This is a genomic window from Mucilaginibacter aquaedulcis (assembly GCF_030409325.1).
In the GTDB taxonomy this organism is placed as follows: domain Bacteria; phylum Bacteroidota; class Bacteroidia; order Sphingobacteriales; family Sphingobacteriaceae; genus Mucilaginibacter; species Mucilaginibacter aquaedulcis.
Genome location: NZ_JAUFPR010000002.1, coordinates 978,667 through 1,003,719, shown reverse-complemented (window position 1 = coordinate 1,003,719; position 25,053 = coordinate 978,667). Strand labels below are relative to the sequence as shown.

General features: G+C 41.8%; 12 protein-coding genes. All 12 read left to right on the top strand.

Going from position 1 to position 25,053, the window contains the following annotated elements; translation table 11 throughout:
- Positions 1-4: 4 nt before the first annotated feature.
- The 12 genes from QWZ01_RS08710 (at position 5) to QWZ01_RS08655 (ending at position 25,053) form a co-directional block, all read left to right on the top strand.
- Positions 5-1,909 (top strand): glycoside hydrolase family 88 protein, encoded by a 1,905-nt coding sequence (locus QWZ01_RS08710; RefSeq protein ID WP_290322916.1) that lies wholly within the window; start codon positions 5-7, stop codon positions 1,907-1,909.
- Positions 1,910-1,939: 30 nt separating this feature from the next.
- On the top strand, positions 1,940-3,433 hold the full coding sequence (locus QWZ01_RS08705) for a tagaturonate reductase (RefSeq protein WP_290322915.1): 1,494 nt from the start codon (positions 1,940-1,942) through the stop codon (positions 3,431-3,433).
- 11 nt (positions 3,434-3,444) lie between these two features.
- Entirely contained in the window at positions 3,445-5,097 is a 1,653-nt protein-coding gene (locus QWZ01_RS08700; protein ID WP_290322914.1) for a UxaA family hydrolase, read from the top strand.
- An 18-nt stretch (positions 5,098-5,115) separates the two neighbouring features.
- On the top strand, positions 5,116-6,129 hold the full coding sequence (locus QWZ01_RS08695; RefSeq protein WP_290322913.1) for a zinc-binding alcohol dehydrogenase family protein: 1,014 nt from the start codon (positions 5,116-5,118) through the stop codon (positions 6,127-6,129).
- Positions 6,130-6,134: 5 nt separating this feature from the next.
- Entirely contained in the window at positions 6,135-7,694 is a 1,560-nt protein-coding gene (locus QWZ01_RS08690; RefSeq protein ID WP_290322912.1) for an MGH1-like glycoside hydrolase domain-containing protein, read from the top strand.
- A gap of 193 nt (positions 7,695-7,887) precedes the next feature.
- Entirely contained in the window at positions 7,888-10,647 is a 2,760-nt protein-coding gene (locus tag QWZ01_RS08685; protein ID WP_290322911.1) for an alpha-d-galacturonidase, read from the top strand.
- Positions 10,648-10,656: 9 nt separating this feature from the next.
- Positions 10,657-13,485: a glycoside hydrolase family 95 protein gene (locus QWZ01_RS08680; RefSeq protein WP_290322910.1), complete on the top strand. Its 2,829-nt coding sequence runs from the start codon at positions 10,657-10,659 to the stop codon at positions 13,483-13,485.
- Entirely contained in the window at positions 13,482-17,039 is a 3,558-nt protein-coding gene (locus QWZ01_RS08675) for a malectin domain-containing carbohydrate-binding protein (RefSeq protein WP_290322909.1), read from the top strand. The genes QWZ01_RS08680 and QWZ01_RS08675 overlap by 4 nt, the downstream gene beginning before the upstream one ends.
- 16 nt (positions 17,040-17,055) lie before the next feature.
- Positions 17,056-19,821: a family 78 glycoside hydrolase catalytic domain gene (locus QWZ01_RS08670; RefSeq protein ID WP_290322908.1), complete on the top strand. Its 2,766-nt coding sequence runs from the start codon at positions 17,056-17,058 to the stop codon at positions 19,819-19,821.
- On the top strand, positions 19,822-20,952 hold the full coding sequence (locus tag QWZ01_RS08665) for a glycoside hydrolase family protein (protein WP_290322907.1): 1,131 nt from the start codon (positions 19,822-19,824) through the stop codon (positions 20,950-20,952). It begins immediately after the preceding gene.
- A gap of 5 nt (positions 20,953-20,957) precedes the next feature.
- Entirely contained in the window at positions 20,958-23,360 is a 2,403-nt protein-coding gene (galB, locus tag QWZ01_RS08660; RefSeq protein WP_290322906.1) for a beta-galactosidase GalB, read from the top strand.
- Positions 23,361-23,496: 136 nt separating this feature from the next.
- Positions 23,497-25,053 carry a sodium:solute symporter family protein gene (locus QWZ01_RS08655; protein WP_290322905.1) on the top strand — a complete coding sequence of 519 codons (1,557 nt, stop codon included), beginning with the start codon at positions 23,497-23,499 and terminating at the stop codon, positions 25,051-25,053.

The following is a 25,053-nucleotide window of genomic DNA, read 5'->3' as shown; positions in this document are numbered from 1 at the left end:
TTATATGCACAGGAAATTATTGATATTGTTTGCTATCCTTTTTTCGGGCTTGTCACTTCATGCACAAACAGAAAAGCCATGGTCGCAGCGCATGGCCGCCACGGCAATGAGTTTGTGGAAAGATTCATTACCCAGTCGTGCATGGTCATACGATCAGGGCATAGTTTTGCAGGGGTTGCAAAGTGTTTGGTTGCAAACTGCTGACAGCAGCTATTTTAATTACATACAACGCGCTATGGACAGGTATGTAGGCACTGATGGTTCCATACGCACCTATAAGGCAGAGGATTATACACTGGATAATATTTTATCGGGCCGTAGCCTGATGATGCTTTATCAGGTTTTAAATTCGGAAAAGTACTTCAAAGCAGTCACGCTACTACGTAAACAGCTTAGCCAACATCCACGTGTACCCGAAGGTGGCTTTTGGCACAAAAAAAGATACACTAACCAAATGTGGTTAGATGGACTATATATGGCGAGTCCGTTTTATGCTGAATATGCGGCTGTCTTTCACGAAGATACTGATTTTGATGATATAGCCACGCAGTTTATCCTGATGGAAAAACAGGCCCGCGATCCCAAAACTGGCTTGTTGTATCATGGCTGGGATGAAAGTAAAAAAGAAAAATGGGCCGATCCTAAAACCGGTCTTTCTGCAACACTCTGGGGGCGTGCCGATGGCTGGTATGCGATGGGCCTGGTTGATGTGTTGGATCAGTTTCCGGCCAATCACCCCCAAAGGCAGGCTTTATTAGCTATTTTAAACCGGTTAGCTGCGGCTATTACTACCTATCAGGATAAAAATACTGGTGTATGGTACCAGGTATTGGACAAAGCCGGTGAAAAGGGTAACTATCTGGAATCATCCGCCTCATGCATGTTTGTTTATATGCTGGCCAAGGGTGTAAGAGAAGGTTACCTTCCCGCAAAATACCAGGAAGTAGCCCAAAAAGGATATGATGGTATCATTAAGCAATTTATAGAAACTGACGCAAGCGGACAGGTAAGCATCAAAGGTGTTTGCGGTGCGGTTGGGCTGGGGGGGAACCCGTACCGTGATGGAAGCTACCAATACTATACCAGTGAAAGACCTGTGGTAAATGAAACTAAAGGTGTAGGCACATTTATGCTGGCCAGCACCGAGATGGAACGCCTGGTAAAGATAAAGGCAGGTAAAGGCAAAATAGCTTTATTGGATAGCTATTTTAACGATGAACATCGTCAGGATAATATTACCGGTAAAAGTATCTCTTTTCATTACAAATGGGAGGAATGGGATAATAACGGGTTTTCTTTATTGGGCCATATTTTTAATACCAATGGCCTGCATACCGAAACACTATACCAGGCTCCTGACGCGCAAAATCTTAAAAAAGCAGCGGTTTATATCATCACCGATCCCGATATCCCCAAAGAAAATTCGCAGGCAAAATACATAGAGCAACCTCATATTAAAGCCATAAGCGAGTGGGTTAAAAACGGAGGTGTTTTACTGGTGCTAAACAACGATACAGGTAACGCTGAGTTTAAACACCTTAACCAATTAATGACGAAGTTTGGTATTCGTTTCAAAGAGAATAGTGTTAACCACGTAGTTGGTCGTCAGTTTGAGCAAGGAGCTATTGACATAGCTGCCGATAATACACTGTTTAAAACAGCGCGTAAAATTTACATGAAAGAATTGAGCACCCTTGAACTTACTGCGTCGGCAAAGGCGGTGCTGACCAATAAAAACGATGTCATTGTAGCTACTGCGAAGTATGGCAAGGGCGCAGTGTTTGCTGTAGGCGACCCATGGTTTTACAATGAATATACCGACGGACGTAAGTTACCCGCCGATTATGACAACTTTAAAGCTGCTAACGATCTGGTGAACTGGGTGATAAAGCAGATAACAACCAATTAAAAGATAATAAATACCCTATCAAATTAGCATATGATCTTATCAAAATATAACCTCAAAAAAATAAGTGTGCCATCATTGGAATTGCCCGGTGAGCAAATATTTGACCTGCCCGAAAAAGTGCTTCAGTTTGGTACGGGTGTGCTTTTGCGTGGACTTCCCGATTATTTTATTGACAAAGCCAACCGTGTCGGAATTTTTAACGGTCGGGTGGTAGTGGTAAAATCAACCGACACAGGTTCGGTAAGTGATTTTGACAAACAGGATAATTTATACACCATTTATTCCAAAGGCATTGAGAATGGTGAGGAGGTGAGCGAACAGGTAATTTGCTCGGCCATTAGCCGGGTGCTATCGGCGGCAAATGATTGGGATGCTATTTTAGAGGTGGCCCGAAACCCGGATCTGAAAGTGGTGATCTCTAATACTACAGAGGTGGGTATTAAATTGCTGAAAGAAGATGTGAGCAAACATCCTCCGGTTTCGTATCCTGGTAAATTGCTGGCCATTTTATATGAACGCTATAAAGCTTTTAATGGTAGCGCCGATAGCGGCCTGGTTATCATCCCTACGGAACTCATAGTTGATAATGGGAAAAAGTTAGAGTCGATTGTGCTGGAACTGGCTCATCTTAATAAACTGGAGCATGCTTTTATGGATTGGTTGGAGAATAGCAATAGCTTCTGCAATTCGCTGGTTGACAGGATTGTTCCCGGCAGGCCAGAGCAATCGCTTAGTACCGAATTCGAAACCAAAAACGGGTATACAGATAACCTGAGCATCATGGCCGAAACCTATAGTTTATGGGCGATTGAGGGTGATGAAAAAATAGCCTCAGTGCTTTCATTTAGTAAGGCCGATAAAGGAGTAGTGATCACCCCAGATATAGAATTGTTCCGGGAACTGAAACTACGGCTGCTCAACGGTACACATACACTGAGCTGTGCTGTGGCTTATCTTTCAGGTTTTAAAACGGTTAAGGAAGCCATGGATGATGAAGCTTTTACAAAATTTATCACCCAGCTGATGTTTAACGAGATAATGCCTGCAATCCCTTATCAAATTAAGCACGAGGTAGCAGCCGATTTTGGCAGTAAGGTTCTTGATAGATTTCGCAACCCTAATATCAGGCACGAGTGGTTAAGTATATCTATGCAGTACTCAACTAAAATTAAAATGAGGGTGATTCCTTTGTTATTAAATCATTATAAGCAAAGCATTACGCCACCTGAATCCATGGCGCTTGGTTTTGCCGCATTTATCAGATTTATGAGGGTAACGGTAAATGCCGAAGGTCAATATACAGGCGAGGTGAATGGTCAGGAATATAAAGTTAACGATAACCAGGCTGAATATTTTGGCAAGGTTTGGGAAACCGGGGATACAGAAGCGGTGATACAAAACGTATTAAAAAATAAAGATCTGTGGGATGCTGACTTAAGTCTGTTACCTGGGTTTAAAAATGCAGTATTAGAACAGTTTAACCGCATTAATGCAAACGGAGCATTGGCATTGGATGCTATTTAACAGTAAATGCAATGAAACAAAGAATTATAAAAGTACACCCTGCTGATAATGTGTTGGTAGCACTTACCGATTTACAAGCAGGTGAAGAGGTTATTTACCTGGATAATAAGTATATATTAGTTGAAGCAATACCTGCCAAGCATAAATTTGCCATCAAGGATATTCCCAAAGACGGCGAAATTATTATGTACGGTGTTTTGGTGGGCAAGGCCCAAAGCTATATCCCAATAGGTGGTTTATTATCAACTGCCAATGTGATTCACGCCGCTAACAGTTTTTTAACCGGGAGCAGCCATACCGATTGGCATAAGCCTGATGTTAGTAAGTGGCAAGGTCAAACTTTTAACGGTTACCACAGAGAGGATGGCAGTGTAGGTACGGCAAATTACTGGTTAGTGATCCCAATGGTGTTTTGCGAAAACCGTAACATTGAAGTTTTGCAGGAAGCACTGGTAAAGCCATTGGGCTATGGCCGCAAAAAAACATACGAATTAAAAGCTCAGCAACTGATCAGCAAAATCAAAGCGGGTGGAGCCATCGACGAAGTTTTATATACCGAAATTGAAGGTGAAACTGCCCGAAGCAGCAGCGATAAATTATTCCCAAATGTTGACGGTATTAAATTTTTAACCCACACAGGTGGTTGTGGCGGTACACGTCAGGATTCTACCACTTTATGTGGTTTGCTTGCAGGTTATATTACGCATCCAAACGTAGCTGGAGCAACAGTGTTAAGCTTGGGCTGCCAGAATGCTGAGGTTAAAACCTTGCAGGAAGAGATCAGCAAACGTTCGCCGAATTTCAGTAAACCTTTATATATCCTTGATCAGCAAAAAACAGGTAAAGAGTCTGATTTATTGGAGCAGGCCATTCGCCAAACGCTGGCGGGGTTAATGCAGGCAAATAATTATACTCGGAAACCAGCGCCCTTAAGTAAATTGGTTATAGGTTTGGAATGCGGAGGCTCGGATGGCTTTTCGGGCATTTCGGCCAATCCTGCAATCGGCTATACATCTGATTTGCTGGTTACGCTTGGTGGCTCGGTTATTCTGGCTGAGTTCCCTGAGTTATGCGGCGTTGAACAAAATTTAATTGATCGTTGCCTGGATAAAAACAATGCCGAGCGTTTTGCCGGTCTGGTAAGTAGTTACAGCCAGCGTGCAGAAGAAGCGGGTTCGGGTTTTTACATGAACCCATCGCCCGGAAATATTAAGGACGGATTGATTACTGATGCCATTAAATCGGCAGGTGCGGCTAAAAAAGGAGGGACTTCGCCGGTGACGGATGTATTGGATTACCCGGAAAAAGTAACCAGGCCAGGTTTGAACTTGTTGTGCACTCCCGGTAATGATGTGGAATCAACCACGGCCGAAGTTGGTTCAGGAGCAAACATTGTGCTGTTCACCACTGGTTTAGGAACGCCAACAGGAAATCCGATTGCACCTGTTGTAAAGATCGCGACAAACACTACCTTGTATAACCGGATGAGTGATATCATTGACATTAATACCGGTACCATTGTGGAAGGCGACGAAACCATTGAACAAGCTGGTGAAAGGATATTAGATTATGTGGTAAAAGTGGCCAGCGGCGAAATTGAAGTAAGTGCCGTACGCCATGGCCAGGATGATTTTATCCCCTGGAAAAGAGGGGTTTCTTTATAAGGATTTGATTATGAAATAATGAAAGTACTTACCTGTATAACTCCCGGCCAGCTGGAATATGGTACAGCTGCACAACCTCAGCTTAAGCCTGGTCATTCGCTGCTCAAAATTAAACGCATAGGTATTTGCGGAACCGATTTGCATGCATTTGAAGGTACACAACCGTTTTTTAGTTATCCGCGTGTACTTGGTCATGAACTTGCCGCCGAATTGATTGATGCCGGTGATGCCAAAGATTTTGAAAAGGGCGAGGCTGTAACTTTTATTCCTTATTTCAATTGTGGTAAATGTATTGCCTGCCGTTCTGGTAAACCTAACTGTTGTGTAAACATTCAGGTTTGCGGTGTACATGCTGATGGTGGTATGGCCGAATATCTGCAGGTGCCTTCTCATCTATTAGTACACGGCGAAGGACTAAGTTTTGACGAATTGGCCTTGGTTGAACCCTTGGCCATAGGTGCGCATGGTGTGCGCCGGGCACAGGTACAGTCAGGCGAGTTTGTGTTGGTGATAGGTGCGGGCCCCATTGGTTTAGGCATTATGGAGTTTGCCCGCATTGCCGGTGGAACAGTTATAGCAGCTGATGTGAACGCCCAGCGTTTGGCTTTTTGTAAGGATAATTTAAAAGTGCCTCATACTATTAATGTAAAAGATGAGGATGTTATGGCACGGTTGGCAGCTATTACCAATGGCGACATGCCTACCGTAGTTATTGATGCCACAGGTAATCAAAAAGCTATTAATGGTGCATTCCAATATATGGCTCATGGCGCGAGATATGTGCTGGTTGGCTTACAGCGAGATGAGATAGTGGTTAGTCACCCGGAATTTCATAAGCGAGAAGCTACGCTCATGAGCAGCCGTAATGCTACCCGGCAGGATTTTGTGCACGTGATTCGATCTATGAAAAGTGATCTTGTTGATCCACAAACATATATTACTCACCGTGTGAAATTTGATCAGGTTAAAGATCAGTTTGAAAGCTGGCTGAACCCAGCCAACGGAGTAATTAAAGCTATGGTTGAGCTATAAATTTAATGATGAAGAGCGTCGCTATATTGGGTTTGGTGCTAAGTATGCTTTGCCTTGGGTTAAACAGTACCAATGCGCAGCAAAAGCGTATTCTGAGCTATGACAAGCTCAAAACTTACGTGAACTATTTTAATTCTATTGATACCGAAACGGTAAAGAACTACGTAACTAATGATCATGCTTACGAATGGCTGGTCAAAAACATACCATTGTTTGAATGTCCGGATTCGGCTATTCAAAAGATATATTATTACCGATGGTGGACGTTCCGCAAACATCTTAAGCAAACACCCGATGGCTTTATATTTACCGAATTTATTACGCCTGTAAGCTTTACTGGCGTTTACAACAGTTCGAGCAGCGCTTTAGGACACCAGGTTTATGAAGGGCGTTGGTTACATGATCCACAGTATATCAATCAATACATTAACTTTTGGCTCTATGCTGATCCCAAGCAAAAAAAGCCCCATGGTCACGCCTTCAGCAGCTGGATAGATGACGCTGTTTATAATTATTATCTGGTAAATCTCAATAAAAGCTTTGTTCAGCAAAATATTCAGGCACTAAATCTTGATTATAATCAGTGGGAGTCTGAAAAACAGCTGCCCTCTAAATTATTCTGGCAGTTTGATGTGCGCGATGCAATGGAGGAGTCGATAAGCGGGGGCCGCAAAGTGAAAAACATTCGTCCAACTATCAACAGTTACATGTATGGTAATGCAATTGCGCTTTCAAAAATGGCCGCGCTTGCCGGTATCGATTCTTTGCAAACCAAATACGCTCAAAAAGCTGGTGAGCTAAAAAAACTTGTTCAGGATAGTTTGTGGAATGACGCTGCCTCATTTTTTGAGGTACGTAAACCCGATGGTCATTTTGCCGATGCAAGGGAGGAACTTGGCTTTATTCCCTGGTATTTTAACTTGCCAGATGATGCACCAACCTATGCTAAACAATGGAACGAATTAACTGATGCTAAAGGTTTCAATGCACCATGGGGCATAACTACTGCCGAGCGCAGGCACCCATTATTTCGTACCCATGGCACCGGGCATGGTTGTGAGTGGGATGGTGCTGTATGGCCTTTTGCCACTACTCAAACGCTTAAAGGATTGGCTAGTTTGCTCACCAATTACCAAAATAGAGGTAATATGACAGCTGCTGTTTTTTATGTTAATATCCATAGATATGCATTGTCACACATTAAGCGAGGTGTGCCTTATTTAGGTGAATACCAGGACGAGAAAACGGGTTATTGGCTCAAAGGCGATAACCCCCGAAGCAGTTACTACAACCATTCCGGCTTTTGCGACCTCGTGATCAGTGACCTGGTTGGCTTAAAACCACGTGCTGATAATATACTGGAAGTTTATCCGCTTATTCCCGAAAATCAATGGCAATGGTTTGCGCTGGATAATGTGTTATATCACGGGCATACGATCAGCATAGTTTGGGATAAAACAGGCACCAAATATCACAAGGGTAAAGGCCTGATGATCTTTTCCGATGGTAAAATGATATCAAGAGACACGCAGCTCAGGCACACACTTATAAAGCTTTCGGTTTAGCTAATTTCGCAAGGTGAGATATATGGTAATATCGTATAGTACATGGCAAAAATATAAGATGAATTTACCACAGCATACCGATATTTTTGAATGTCATACAACCAATTAAGTATAACCCTAATACCATCTTAACATACTGCTTCGTCAAAACCAGGCATTTATCAATGCTGTTTTGGAGCAATAATGCTGAAAAATGAAAGTATACATAAACCGTAATTACCTGACATTTTTAGTGCTGTTTTTGAGCTGTCTTTATTCGTCGTTAAAAGCTAATAATCTTCCTCAGCAAATAACTATAGTACTGCCTGTAAAGCACCATATCCGCTTAGATTACGGTGCTCAAAAGTTAAAACAGGCTTTACAAGATGCAGGTTACGCTGTTGATGTCCAACAAGGCGCAAAGGCTGTAACCGGAAACATTGTTTATGTAGGATTATTGCAGGATGCAAGCATCAAAACTGTATTGGTAAAGTTATCACCTGCCTTAAAAAAAACTCCAGGCAAAGAGGGTTTTACGATCCGCAGTTTTGGTAAAATAACAGTTATAGCGGGTATAGATAACTCAGGTGCTTTATATGGCTGTTTAGAACTGGCTGATCGTGTTAAGAAAACTAAAAAGTTGCCTTCAAATTTATCAATTACCGATGAGCCTGAAATGGTTTTGCGAGGTACCTGCATCGGTGTACAGAAACCAGCATTACTCCCCGGTCGTGGTACTTATGAATATCCGTACACTCCCGAAAACTTTCCATGGTTTTATGATAAGGCATTATGGTTGCGTTACTTGGATTCGCTCGCCGAAAACCGAATGAACTCTTTGTATTTGTGGAACGGGCATCCATTTGCATCTTTAGTTAAGGTAAAAGAATATCCGTATGCCGTGGAGGTAGATGATGCCACTTTCAAAAAGAACGAAGAAATTTACCGCTTTTTGGCAAGTGAGGCTGATAAACGCGGTATTTGGCTGATACAAGGCTTTTACAATATCATTGTATCAAAACCTTTTGCTGAAAAAAACAATCTGAAAACGCAGGATCGCAATCGGCACATCATCCCGGTCATTGCCGATTATACTCGTAAATCAATTTCGGCATTCGTTCAAAAATATCCTAATGTCGGTCTGCTCATTACTCTTGGCGAAGCTATGGAGGGAGTAGGGCAGGACGATATTGATTGGTTTACTAAAACCATTATTCCCGGTGTTAAGGATGGTTTAAAAGCATTAGGCCGTACAGATGAACCTCCAATTGTACTGCGGGCACATGATACGGATGCGCCGGAAGTGATGAAGTATGCCAAACCGCTTTACAAAAATTTATATACCGAAGCGAAATACAATGGCGAAGCCCTCACCACCTATGAGCCTCATGGCCCCTGGGCCGATCTGCACCGCACTTTAAGCAGTATAGGTACCGTACAGATTGAGAATGTACACATCATGGCCAACCTTGAACCCTTCCGTTATGGCTCGGCCGATTTTATACAGAAGTGCGTGCAGGCCATGCACCAGGTTTATGGAGCCAACGGTTTGCATCTGTATCCGCAGGCATCATACTGGGATTGGCCCTATACTGCCGATAAAACGGATGGGCCAAGGTTATTGCAGATGGATCGTGACTGGATCTGGTATAAGGCATGGTCGCGGTATGCCTGGAATAGTAAACGGGATAGGAAAGATGAAATAAATTATTGGTCGGGTTTACTCGCGAAAAAATATGGCAGCGATGAAGAGCATGGGCGGGATATTTTGGCGGCCTATGAGCAATCGGGTAACATTGCCCCCGAGCTTTTACGCCGTTTTGGAATTACAGATGGTAACCGCCAAACCATGACACTGGGTATGTTGATGAGCCAGTTGGTAAATCCCGATAAATACGGTTTGTTCAGCCTGCTTTATAACTCTGAGGGGCCTGTAGGCGAAATGATGAGCGAGTATGCTGAAAAAGAATGGAAACATCAACCTCACACCGGCGAGACTCCGGTTAAGGTGATTGATAGTGTGATTATACAAGGCCATAAAGCTGTTGAAGCAGCCGATAAAGCGACGGCTGGTATAACGCAAAACAAAACCGAGTTTTTGAGACTGCGAAACGATATGTATTGCTATAATGCATTGGCTAATAGCTATGCTTATAAAGCCAGGGCCGCGTTGTGGGTGCTGCGTTATAAATACTCTAATGATGTTGCTGATCTGGAAAAGGCACTTCCTGAGTTACAAACAAGTTTAAAGTATTATGAAGATCTCGTAAAACTGACTAAACATACTTACCTGTATGCCAATAGTATGCAGACCAAACAACGCAAAATTCCGGTAGGAGGTAACGATGCCAAAATGAAAACCTGGGCCGAGCTGCTGCCGGTTTATCAAAAAGAGTTTGACAATTTTAAACATAATATAGATTCACTAAAATCTCCGCAAGCTGCTGCAAAAAAGGCCGAAAAGATTGTTTTAACGGATGCCATGATCACTGTTAAATCTGCGGATCGCTATAAACTGGTTGCAGGACAGCAGGTATTTACCGACACTCCGATTGTTGTAAAAAACGTAGCTAAAGAGCTGGAAGGTTTGCAAGGAATGAAGTTTTCAAAAGTGGTCCAACTTAAAAATGGTACGGAATTCAGCTTTACAAATACTAAAGCGGTAAAGGTATTGGTTGGCTTTTTTAGCAGTAAGGAACCAGGCTACTTACCAGAACCGCAATTGGAAACGGATGCAAGTGCTAACGACTATGGGCAAGCTGATGTTAAAATAGCTAATGCAGTGCAAATTGAGGGTATGCCGCCTGTTAACGTGCATACTTACAGTTTTAAGACAGGTAATAACACGCTTACTTTAGGCAAAGGTGTCTGTTTAGTTTTAGGGGTTGTTGATGATGGTTCTTATATACCAGTTTATGATGCAGGTTTAAGTAATGCCGGAAATATTAAGGATTTACGCTGGTTGTTTAATTAAATTAGGGCTATGAAAAACAATCTGTCATCTATCACTAAAATCATCTGCCTGGCAGCATCGCTGTCCGTTGCAGCCATCAATGTTAGGGCTCAAACCGATTTGAAACTTTGGTATAAACAACCCGCTCAAAAATGGACGGATGCTTTACCCATAGGCAACGGTCGTTTAGGGGCCATGGTATTTGGAGGAGTAGCAGAAGATCGTATCCAATTCGATGAACAAACCTTGTGGACAGGCGGCCCACGCCATTACGAGCGTAAGGGAGCTGCAAAATATCTTCAACCCATTCGTCAGTTATTGTTTGATGGCAAGCAAGCCGAGGCTGAGGCAATGGCAGAAGAACATTTCATGGGCACAAAAAGCAATGAAAATAATTATTCTGCAGATTCTGTCGCCTGGGTCAAAAAGGTAAGCGCGTACACTGTACCCGCCGCTGCAGGCTTTAATGATAATAATTGGAAAACCATTACCATGCCCAATGCCAATGGTTGGGAAACTATATCCGGCTTTGAAGGCTTAGATGGCGCAGTTTGGTTGCGTACTACGTTTGAACTGCCTGCAAATATGGTTGGTAAAAATATGGTGCTAATCATTGGTCGGGTACGCGATATGGATTTTACTTATGTTAACGGAAAGCTCATTGGCTCGACCGCAAATACGGCCAATCGTAAATATAGTATACCTGCAGGTTTGCTTCACCCCGGTAAAAATACTATTGCAGTTCAGGTAATTAATTTTTTTGACAAGGGGGGACTAACCACTGTAAAAGAAAAATTTGCTGTATATCCCGAAGGCGATAAACCTGAAAATGGCATTCTCCTAAATCCCGAATGGAAATATTGGGTCCAGGATAATAACCCCCCTGAGTATCCACGTTACAATGCCGATTATCAGCCTTTTGCTGATTTGTACCTTCAATTTTCTAAACAGGCGGTAAGCGATTATAAGCGCGATCTGGATATCAGCAATGCAACAGCTTACGTAACTTACAAGGCTAACAATGTTACTTATACACGTGAATATTTAAGCAGCGCCCCTGATCAGGCAATCGCCATTCACCTGATTGCAAGTAAGCCTGGAAGCATTTCTTTCAAAGCACTATTGAAAAGTTTGCATCAAAATTATACAACCCGTAAGGTAGATGATCATACACTGGCTCTCACTTTAAAGATTCACGATGGAGTTTTAAAAGGCGCAAGCTACCTGCATGTACAAAACAATGGTGGCAAAGTATCGGTAAGTTCAAATAATATTTCCATTACAGGAGCTAATGAGGTTAATCTTTACTTAATTGCTGCTACCAGTTTTAAAAATTATCATGACGTATCGGGCAACCCGGATGCTATTTGTAAAAAACAAACGGAGGCCATTGGGTCTAAGAGCTATTCATCAATTAAAGCAGCACATATCAACGATTACCAAAAATATTTCAATACATTTTCAATTGATTTGGGTAGAAGCATTAATGCTGATCTGCCAACGGATGAACGTATCCTGAAATTTGCATCTACTCCTGACCCTTCTTTTGTAAGTTTATATACACAATACGGGCGTTATCTGCTCATCTCATCATCAAGGCCTGGCGGTGCTCCGGCAAATCTTCAGGGTATCTGGAATGATCTGCTTACCCCTCCATGGGGCAGCAAGTATACTACCAATATCAACCTGCAGATGAATTACTGGCCGGTAGAGGTTTTGAACCTTTCGGCATGCAGCGAGCCTTTTTTTAGTATTGTTGATGATTTGGCCATAACCGGTAAAGCCACTGCCAAAGAACATTACAACGCACTGGGATGGGTTTTACACCACAATACCGATCAGTGGCGTGGTACAGCTCCCGTAAACGCTTCCAACCATGGTATTTGGGTAACAGGCGGTGCGTGGCTTTGCCATCAATTATGGGAACATTATTTATATAGTCAGGATAAAAACTTTTTACAAAACCGTGCTTACCCTGAAATGAAAGGAGCAGCCGAATTTTTTGTACACTTTTTAGTGAAAGACCCTAAAACCGGAAACCTTATCAGTGCCCCATCCAATTCGCCCGAACATGGCGGATTGGTGGCCGGGCCAACAATGGATCACCAGATTATCCGCGAATTATTTAAGGATTGCATTGCCGCGGCAGAAATTTTAGGTACGGATAAGGTATTTGCCGATACACTTAGAGAGAAATTCAAACAGATAGCACCTAACAAAATAGGTAAATATGGCCAGTTGCAGGAGTGGATGGAAGATAAAGATGATACGGCTGATACTCATCGCCATGTATCGCACATGTGGGGCGTATTTCCGGGTACTGATATTACTTTCAAAACACCCAAACTGATGAAAGCAGCTGAACAATCCATGCGCTATCGTGGCGATGAAGGTACGGGTTGGAGCATTGCCTGGAAGGTTAATATATGGGCACGGATGCGCCAGGGCGATCATGCTTATATGATGTTTACAAAGTTGCTTTCGCCTGCCGATGTAAACTCGGGTAAGGAAAAAGGTGGAGTATATCATAACCTGTTTGACGCACATCCACCGTTTCAGATAGATGGAAACTTTGGAGGCGCGGCTGGTTTGTCAGAAATGCTATTGCAAAGCCAGGGCGATGATATTGAATTGTTACCTGCACTGCCATCAGCATTGCCACAGGGTAATATAAAAGGTATTTGCGCCCGTGGCGGTTTTGAGTTAAATTTTAATTGGGAAAAGGGTGCATTACAAGGCGTACAAGTGCTATCAAAAACAGGTGGTGTTTGCCGCTTGCGTTATCATGATAAAACCATCAGCATTAATACTCAAAAAGGGAAAACCTACCAATTTAACAGCGAGTTGAAGCAGATATGAAGTTGAATATCTGCAATACCAAAAAATCAGGATTTAGGTTTAAACACAAGCCTCGAGCTATTTTTTTTATTGCATTTATATTATTTGCAGGTAATTCCATAGATGCTCAAACCCGACAAAATATATTACTGAATAGTAACTGGCATACTATAGCCGACGAGAATGATAAAGCCTATCAGGGTTTTGAGAAGGCCTCTTTCAACGATAAAAAATGGAAAACCGTAGATATACCTAATAATTGGGATACCTATGAAGGTTATCGTCGTTTACCACACGGTAACAAACATGGTTATGCATGGTATCGTAAGGCTTTCTCTTTATCGATAAAACAGCCAGGCAAAAGATATTTTTTGTGGTTTGAGGGAGTGGGATCATATGCTACTGTTTGGCTCAATGGCAAGCAGGTGGGTTACCATGCAGGCGGCCGCACTTCCTTTACCTTAGATGTTACAGATGTCATAAAAGCAGGCAAACAAAACCTGCTTTGTGTAAGGGCCGATCATCCGGCATTTATTAAGGATTTGCCCTGGGTATGTGGTGCTTGTTCTGATGATCCCGGATTTTCGGAAGGGTCACAGCCAATGGGTATATTCAGGCCTGTACATCTGATTGTAACAAATGAAGCCAGGGTTGAGCCTTTTGGTGTACATATTTGGAACGATACAACAGTATCAGAAAAATCGGCAACGCTCAATATAGAAACCGAGATCAAAAACTATGGGCTACAATCAAAGCGTTTAAAAATTAGAAGCAAATTAATTGATCAAAACGGAAAGTTAATCGAGGAATTGAGTAGTGAAAATGAAATCAAGTCTGGTGAAACAAAAGTAATTTCACAGGTGCTCAAAAACCTCAAAAATGTACATCTATGGTCGTTAGTGAACCCTTATTTATACAATTTAGTTACCCAGATAAAGCAGGATAATAGGGTAATTGATCAAATTATAACTCCTTATGGCATCCGCTGGATTAGCTGGCCCATCGGCCGCAACAATGACGACGGCCGGTTTTATCTTAATGGAAAGCCTGTATTTATAAATGGTATTGCTGAATATGAACACCTCATGGGTAAAAGCCATGCTTTTAGTAATGCTGAAATTAAAGCGCGGGTAATGCAGGTAAAAGCAGCGGGTTTTAATGCTTTCAGGGATGCTCACCAACCTCATAACCTGGAATATAATAGTTATTGGGATAGTCTGGGATTATTGTGGTGGCCTCAATATTCGGCACATATATGGTATGATACACAAGAGTTCAGAACAAACTACAAGGCCTTATTAATTGATTGGATAAAGGAACGCCGTAATAGCCCGTCGGTTATTTTGTGGGGCTTACAGAATGAGAGTAAGCTGCCAACCGATTTTGCAAGCGAATGTAGCGATCTGATCCGAAAATTAGACCCAACAGTCTCATCGCAACGCAAAATCACCACTTGTAATGGTGGCTCAGGCACCGATTGGGATGTACCTCAAAACTGGACTGGTACCTACGGCGGTAACCCCTTAACCTACGACGATGATCTTAAAAAACAGATTCTTGTAGGTGAATATGGGGCTTGGCGTAGTCTCGGACTGCATACAGAAGGCCTATTTAATGCCAATGGCCCCTTAAGCGAAGACAGACTTAACCAATTGATGGAAACCAAAGTACGATTGGCCGAATCGGTAAGAGACAAGGTGGCAGGACATTTTCAATGGCTGCTTTACTCTCATGAAAACCCAGGCCGTACACAGGGAGGCGAAGGTGAACGGGAATTGGATAGGGTAGGCCCAATAAATTATAAAGGACTATTCACTGCCTGGGGGCAGCCTACAGATGCTTTTTACATGTACCGGGCCAATTACGCGCCAAAAGATAAGGAGCCTATGGTTTATATCGTATCGCATACCTGGCCGAATCGCTGGCTTAATCCAGGCAAAAAGGATAGCATAACTATGTATTCCAATTGTGATGAGGTGGAGCTATTTAACGATCTTCAGCACGAATCATTAGGGAAGAAGAAACGGAATGGTATCGGAACTCATTTTCAATGGGATAATGCAGCTATAAAATATAATGTGTTATACGCTATAGGTTATGTAAACGGAAAAGCCGTAGCGCATGATAAGATAGTGCTCAACCATTTGTCGGTGGCACCACATTTGGCAAAGGAAACTGACAATCAAATACTAAAACCTGCTTCACGTTACAATTATCTGTACAGACTAAATTGCGGCGGCCCTGATTATAAAGATGGTTTTGGCAATCTCTGGATGGCTGATAGGCATCAGGACGATCCTAAACAGGCAGGCTCATTATCATGGACTGATGACTACCCCGGCTTACCCGCCTTTTTTGCGAGTCAGCAACGCACTTTTGACCGGATAATGGGTACTGCTGACAGTAAATTGTTTCAAACTTTTAGATACGGTATGGATAGGCTGCGCTTTAATTTCCCTGTATCTGATGGTGATTATCGAGTGGAGCTTTACTTTTCTGAGCCATGGTATGGCGTAGGTGGCGGCATGGATTGTACAGGCTGGCGTTTATTTGATGTAGCCGTTAATGGTGAAACTAAAATTAAAAATTTGGATATATGGAAAGAAGCCGGTTGTAATAAGGCGTTAAGGAAAGTTATTAACGCGCATGCAAAGGGAGGCATGTTAAGTATTTCATTTCCTGATGCTGAAGCAGGAGAAGCGATTATTTCGGCCATTGCTATCAGTTCGTTGAATAAAGAGGTGCATCCTTCGCGAAATAATAACGGTATCATTCAAAATTTTAAGGCCGCTAAAGGCTGGTCAGTACAAAGCTGGCTTGACATAGGCGAAAAGGTATATTCAGATGCAGAAATTAAATTCAGTAATCTCCCGCCCGTGCTGTTTGGTGCAGATTGGGTAAAGACAAGCCATGAGCAATCTGAAAAAGAAACCTCTTTCATAGTTAAGGCAGATGCTGATGTTTTTATGGCAATTGATATAAATTCTTCGCAAAAACCTCAATGGTTAGTCAATTACGAAGCTACCGGTCAGTATATTGAAACAGATTCAGATAGTAGTAATAAATTACCGGTTTATCGCAAAAGATTCAAACATGGCAGTGTAGTAAAATTTAGCAATGGCCTTGAAAAATATCTTCACACAGTTGCCGTGCTACCTGTTACCATGCTGCAGCCCGCCACTGATCTGCGTAAAACGATCAGTTATAAGGCAGAAACCGCGGAGCTAAAAGGTGGAGTTGTAAACGATACTTTGAACGGTAGAAAGGTGATCCGTTTTGAAAAAGATGATGGAAAAGTATGGTTTCCGGTTAGTCCAGGCGTAAGTGCGTTGTATACTCTACGTATTAAATACTATAATCCAACAGCCGAAACTTTTACAGGCAAAATGCAGTTGCTGGCTGCCGATGGTACCGAGATGAACCAGGAGCCAATCAGTTTTAAACCGGTGGGTAAAAATAAATCGGGCACGGTGGTTACTACCAGCGGAACAGGCATTAATGCGGGTAATTATAAACTGGTTATAACAGGTATAAAGTCGGCAGGTTTGTATATTTCAGGTATTGAAATGCAATAAAACATTGAACATGAAAATGATGATCAGAAAAATTTATGTATTGCTGTTATTATTACCCATCGGGGCTTTTGCACAGAATTTAAAGGTAACAGAACTTCAATGCGAACATAAACAGAACCCGCTCGGCATAGAGTCCGCAATGCCTAAGCTAAGTTGGCAATTACTCAGTAATCAGCATAATACAATGCAAACTGCTTACAGGATATTAGTTGCAGATGAAATATCAAAACTGAAAAATAATGAAGGTAATGTCTGGGATTCTAAAAAGGTTATATCACCGGCATCATTACAGATAGTTTACAGAGGTAAACCAATGCAAGCTGCTAAAACCTATTATTGGAAGGTAATGATTTGGGACAATCACAAGAATGTTTCGGACTGGAGCAGTATAGCCAGTTGGCAAATGGGATTGCTGGCAAAAACAGATTGGGCAGGTGCCAAATGGATTGCTTACAATAAACTTCCGGATAGCTCTGCCATAGTTCCGTTTTACCATGGCAAGGGGCCTAAAAAGTTGGGTATGGCTAATGATGTGTTACCGCTGATGCGTAAATCATTCACGGTGCATGATCAGTTGAAAAAGGCTACTTTGTACATCTGCGGATTAGGTCATTTTGAATTGAGTCTAAATGGCAAAAAAACAAGTGATCATTTTCTTGATCCGGGGTGGACTAAATATGATAAGCAGGCTTTGTATGTTCCTTTTGATGTTACCAATGAATTGCAATCTGGCAAAAACACCATAGGCGTAATGCTGGGTAACGGCTTTTATTTCATCCCTCGAGATAAACGTTACCGTAAACTTACTGGTGCATTTGGTTATCCGAAAATGATCTGTCGCCTGGTTATGGAATATCAGGATGGGCACATTGAAAATATTTTAAGTGATAATTCCTGGAAAACTGCACCAGGCCCTATCACTTTTACCAGTATTTACGCGGGTGAAGATTACGATGCTAATCTTGAACAAACTGGTTGGAATACCAACAACTTTGATGATAATAAATGGCATAATGTGATAACCGTTGACGGCACGCCAATGCTGAACGCGCAAATGGCCGATCCTTTAAAAATAATGGAAGAGTTTGCCCCTCAGCACAAAAATAAAATTAGTACAGGCGCCTGGGTTTATGATCTGGGGCAAAATTTTTCGGGCATTCCGCAGCTCATCGTTCAGGGCAAAAAAGGAGATACAATAAAGATAATTCCCTCCGAGCTGATCAATGCCGATGGCAGTGCCAATCAAAAAGCTTCGGGTGGCCCACATTACTACAAATATGTTTTAAAAGGCGGCGGCACGGAAACCTGGCATCCTCAGTTTTCCTATTATGGTTTTAAATATTTACAGGTAGAGGGAGCTGTTCCGCAAAATGAAACAAACGCTAATCAGCTTCCGGTTATAGTTGATATTAAAGGATTACATACTCGTAATGCAGCTGCTACAATTGGCAAATTTACTTGCTCAAATGAATTGTTTAACCGCACATTTAAGCTGATTGACTGGGCCATGAAAAGCAACATGGCAAGTGTGTTTACTGATTGTCCGCACCGGGAAAAGCTGGGCTGGATAGAAGAAGCTCATTTGGTAGGTAGTTCATTGCGTTATAATTATGATATAGCCGGGTTAGCGCGTAAGTGCATTAACGATATGCGCATATCGCAAACCGAAGACGGTTTGATACCTGAAATTGCCCCCGAATATGTAAAGTTTGACGAACCTTTTCGTGATTCACCAGAATGGGGTAGTAACGCTGTAATATTGCCCTGGTATGTATACCAATGGTACGGAGATAGAGAGGTGCTTACCGAAAATTATGATATGATAAAGCGGTACCTCGCTTATCTCGATAAAAAGACTGATGGCCACTTGTTGTATCAGGGTTTGGGCGATTGGTTTGATCTGGGCCCTAAACCGCCTGGTGTTTCACAATTAACGCCAAAAGGTATCACAGCGTCATCTATATATTATTATGATTTGAATATAGCTGTTAAAATAGCTCAGTTGTTAGGTAAGCAAGCCGATGCTGCATCATATAAAAAGTTATCGGCAGAAGTAAAACAAGCATATAATAATAAATTCTTTAATGCTCAAACTAAGGAGTATGGCACAGGAAGCCAGGCAGCTAATGCCATGTCTGTTTACGCCGGTTTGGTTGATCCGCAATATAAAACAGCCGTAGTGAACAACATAGTAAAGGATATTCGCGACAGGGGCAACAGCCTTACTGCCGGAGATATTGGTTACCGTTATCTGTTACGGGTTTTAGATGACGAAGGTCGGTCGGATGTTATTTATGATATGAATAGCAGGAGTGATAAACCTGGTTATGGATATCAATTGGCTCATGGAGCAACTGCACTTACTGAATCCTGGGCTGCTTTACCGGAAGTATCCAATAATCATTTTATGCTGGGACATTTAATGGAGTGGTTTTACAGTGGCTTGGCCGGTATCCGCCCGGCCGAAGGTTCCATCGCATTTAATCGTATTGAAATCAGGCCCGAAGTTGTGGGGGATGTAACATCAGCAAGCGCGAGTTATCAATCACCTTATGGCAAGATATCAAGCAGTTGGAAAAAGGATACCCGTGGATTTGAATTAAGTGTAGGCATCCCGCCGAATACTACATCTATTGTTTATCTGCCTGTTAATAAATCAACTGCGATAAAGATAAATGGTCAAAATATCAGTAATGAAAAAGATGTGAAATTAATAGGCTATCAGGATGGCAAAACCATGTTAAAGATCGGTTCCGGGAATTATACATTCAACACTAAATAAATGATGATTGATATTTATAAACGTTTGTTAGGTTTAGCTTGCCTGTTAATCGCGGTCAACGTGTGTGCGCAATCTCCAATAAAACCGGTACCTGAAAAGGTTATGCAGGATATTTACGAACAGGTGAAAACTCCCTATAAATATGGTATGGTTATGGTGCCCGATAGCAACTCAAAAAAGATTGATTGCCCCAGTGTGTTCCGTAAAGGGAATAACTGGTACATGACCTACCTTGTATTTAATGGCCGTGGTTACGAAACCTGGCTGGCAGATAGTAAAGATTTGCTGCATTGGAAAACCCGTGGTCGAATCCTATCATTTTCCGATACCACCAATTGGGATAATAACCAAAAAGCAGGTTACATAGCCTTGCAGGATAATAAGTGGGGAGGCTCATACCAATTACAAAAGTATCAGGATAAATACTGGCTATCGTATTTCGGCGGGCAGAGTCGTGGATATGAAAAAGGTTTATTATCGATTGGGATAGCAAACACAGATCAAGACCCCGCTGTGGCGCATGAGTGGAAACGATTGGATCATCCGGTACTATCAAGTATAGATAAAGATGTAAGCTGGTGGGATAATCATACCCAGTATAAAGAAACAGTGATCTGGGATAAAAGCAGGTTAACCGGATATCCTTTTTTGATGTATTACAATGCCAACGGCGACAGCGTAAATAAAAAACGGGGTGCCGAACGCATTGGCATGGCAGTATCTGACGATATGCTGCACTGGAAACGATTTGGAAAAGATCCTGTACTTAATCATGGCGATGGAATTACCGGCGATCCTTACATTCAAAAAATAGGCGATGTATATGTGATGTTTTACTTCGGTGCCTTCTGGAAAACAGGTACATCAGGTGTGTTTAATCGTTTTGCAGCATCATATGACCTGATTCATTGGACAGACTGGACTGGCAATAAGCTCATTGAGTCATCCGAGTCTTACGATAATATGTTTGCCCATAAATCATTCGTGGTAAAATACAAAGGTGTTGTATATCATTTTTATTGTGCTGTTAATAAGGCCGATCAGCGCGGAATTGCAATAGCTACATCAAAAGATATGGGTAAAAGCGAATTGAGTTTTGTTGAGCCGCCTGTTAAAAAGAAGAAACAATAACGAATATGAATTATCGCTATTGTTTATTGCTGATCTGGCTCGGTTATGCAGTTACGACCCAGGCTCAAAACGTGCGCCAAACCGAAAACTTTGATGCGGGATGGAAATTCTTCCCCGGTGATAAACCCGAAGCAAAAGACCCGTCATTTAACGATACGCAATGGCGAAACCTTGACCTGCCGCATGATTGGAGTATTGAAGGAAAGTTTGATGCTCAGAACCCTACAACGCAAGCTGAGGGTGGATTACCCGCAGGTATTGGCTGGTATCGCAAAACGTTTACCTTGCCACCAGCAAAAAAAAATAAAAATGTTTTTATAGATTTTGACGGAGTATATCATAACAGTGAGGTTTGGATAAATGGGCATTATCTGGGTAAACGGCCTAATGGCTATATTTCTTTCAGATATGACCTTAGTCCGTTCCTGAAATTTGGAGAAGGAAAAAATGTTATCGCAGTCCGGGTCGATAATGCTGATCAACCAAATTCGCGCTGGTATACTGGTTCCGGTATTTATCGTAATGTATGGTTGGTTACAACTGCTAAAGCTTATATTACCAATTGGGGTACTTATATCACTACGCCAAAGGCTGATGAACAATCGGCCAAAATTGCTATAAGAGTTCAACTTCATCGCGCGGTGGAAAGTAAGGAACTATCCATACAAACTCGTATCATAGATTCATTGGGGAAGGTAGTAACTCAAAAAACATCACCTGTAAATGATGCAGATAGTATTGCGGAGCAAGTTCTGCAAGTAAATGAGCCCAAACTATGGTCGGTAAGCAGACCATATCTTTACAGGGTTGTGGTAAATGTACTTGAAAATGGCAGGCCGATAGATAGTTATACAACCCGAACAGGTATCCGCTACTTTAATTTTGACGTAAATAAGGGCTTTAGCTTAAATGGCAAAAGCATGAAGATATTGGGTGTTTGTATGCACCATGATCTGGGCGCTTTGGGGGCGGCAGTGAATGTGCGGGCTATTGAGCGGCAGTTACAAATACTGAAAGCTATGGGCTGCAATGCCATCCGGACATCACACAATCCACCGGCACCTGAACTGCTTGATTTGTGTGATCGGATGGGTTTTTTGGTGATGGATGAGGCTTTTGATATGTGGAAGAAAAAGAAAAGTAAATTTGATTATCACCAGGATTGGGATAAGTGGCATGTAAGGGATATTCAAGATCAGATATTACGCGATCGCAACCATCCATCTATATTTGCCTGGAGTATAGGTAATGAGATCAGGGAGCAATTTGATAGTACCGGAATTAGTATAGGTAAGGAATTGGTTGCCATAGTAAAACAACTTGATAAAACCCGGCTCGTAACATCTGCATTGAGCGATCCTGATCCGAAAAAGAATTATATATATCAATCCGGAGCACTTGATCTTATAGGCTTGAATTATCATCAGGAAGTATACGCTGATTTTCAAAAGAATTATCCGGGTCAGAAATTTATCGGGACAGAAAACATGTCGGCATTGGAAACCCGGGGGAATTACGATATGCCTTCAGATAGTATCCGTCGCTGGCCTAAAGATGGTAAAACACCTTTGAAGGAAGGTAATCCTGATCATACGGTTTCGGCTTACGATAATGTATCAGCATATTGGGGATCAACCCACGAAGAAACTTGGAAGATCATCAAAAAACACGATTTTCTGTCGGGCCTTTTTGTGTGGACGGGCTTTGATTACATAGGCGAGCCTACACCATACTTATGGCCAGCCCGCAGTTCATATTTCGGCATTGTTGACTTAGCTGGCTTCCCGAAAGATGTTTACTATATGTACCAAAGTGAATGGACAACCAAGCCAGTATTGCATCTGTTACCTCACTGGAACTGGAAACCTGGTCAAACCATTGATGTATGGGCCTATTATAACAATGCCGATGAGGTTGAGGCTTATCTTAATGGCAAATCATTAGGCATCAGAAAAAAAGCCGGTGATGATTTGCATGTAATGTGGCGCGTAAAATATGAACCCGGAACACTAAAAGCAATATCACGCAAAAATGGAAAGGTGCTTTTAGCTACTCAGATCACCACAGCTGGTAAGCCTTACAAAATAAAACTGGAAGCCGATAGAGATCATATAAAAGCCGATGGTAAAGACCTTTCATTCGTAACTGTGTCGGTACTGGATAAGGATAATAATATAATACCTGATGCTAATGATATGATTAAATTCAGAGTGAAAGGGCAGGGGACATTAAAGGCATTGGACAATGGTTCACAAACAGATCTTGATCCATTTGTTGGTAATCAACACCGTGTTTTTAATGGATTGGGTTTAGCTATAATTCAGTCAAAAGCCCAGCAGGGTAAAATTATGATCAGCGCCACTGCCGATGGTTTGCAACCTGCAACCCTCACTGTTGAAAGTAAATGATCGTATAATGTTAAATGCTAATATCATATAATAGCAAGCCAAAATATTACATGAAACTATAATGCACCTGCGTTAAATTTGTTCATACAATTATCAAACCACTGTATATAAACTTAATGAAAACTCAGTTTAACGCATGAAGGTGTTACCTGTGCTTGATTTTACCATTATAGGTATTTACCTGATTGGGATGGTGTTGGTAGGATTTTATTTTTCGCGCAAAAATAAAAATGCCGAACAGTTTACCATGGCCTCGGGTTTAATACCAGGTTGGGCCATCGGTTTATCTATATATGCCACATTTTTAAGTAGTAACACTTTTTTAGGAGTGCCGGGTAAAGCCTATGGTGGTAACTGGAATGCTTTTGTATTTAGCTTGTCTATGCCGTTTGCAGCTTGGGTAGCGGTAAAATATTTTGTACCATTTTACCGTAAAACCGGCGAGGTATCAGCTTATACTCACTTTGAAAAACGCTTTGGCCCCTGGGCCCGAACCTATGCTGTTATTTGCTTTTTACTAACTCAGCTTGCTCGAATGGGTTCAGTGTTTTTTGGTATAGCCCTTAGTTTACAAGCACTTACCGGGTTATCAATGAAAATCATCATGCTGATTATGGGTATCTCCATTATATTGTACACAGTATCTGGTGGTATAAAGGCAGTTATATGGACTGAAGTTGTTCAGGGGATCATTAAAACCTTAGGTGCAATACTAATTATTTACCTGGTAGTAAATAGTATTCCTGGTGGATTTACAAAAATAATGGAAATAGGTAAGGCCGATAATAAATTCAGTCTGGGCAGTTTGTCGCTCAATTTTACTGCGCCAACCTTTTGGGTGATATTATTTTATGGCTTTTTTATCAACCTCAATAACTTTGGGATGGATCAAAATTATATACAACGGTACCATGCAGCGAAATCAACCAGACAAGCGGCTAAATCGGTATGGTTATGTGTGTTGATCTATGTACCTGCCTCATTTCTGTTTTTTGTTATAGGTTCTTGCTTGTATGCTTATTATAGTCAACACCCGGAACTTATTATGAGCATTAAACACCAGGCGGCAGTTGAGCGCTTACCATTAACTGCTACTCCTGATCAAATTAACAGCCTGATGGCTAAACTTTCTCCGGCAGATTATGGTGATAAAATAATGCCGCACTTTATGGTAACCAGGATACCGGCAGGTTTGGTAGGCATCATTGTAGCAGCCATACTATCTGCAGCCATGAGTACCATAAGTTCCGGCATGAATGCCTCAGCTACAGTTTTTACCGTTGATATTTATAAGCGATATTTTAAGCCAAACCTTAACGAAAAGCAAACACTTAATTCATTGCACCTAGGCACCATAGTTTTCGGATTAGCAGGTATGGGAGCAGGCATAGCTATGATTGGTGTAAAAAGTATTCTTGATATCTGGTGGCAACTTTCAGGAATATTTGCTGCAGGTATGCTTGGCCTATTTTTGCTGGGTATCATTAGCCAGCAAACCCGCAACCACGAAGCTAAAATTGCGACATTGATAGGTTTGGTGGTTATTTTATGGCTTACCTTCCCAACACTTATTCCAGATGAGTATGCATCGCTCAGAAGCACTTTAAATACCAATATGATTATTGTGGCAGGCACATTAACTATTTTCCTGACGGGAGTATTTTTAACAAAAACAAGGCAGATCTCGGTATAA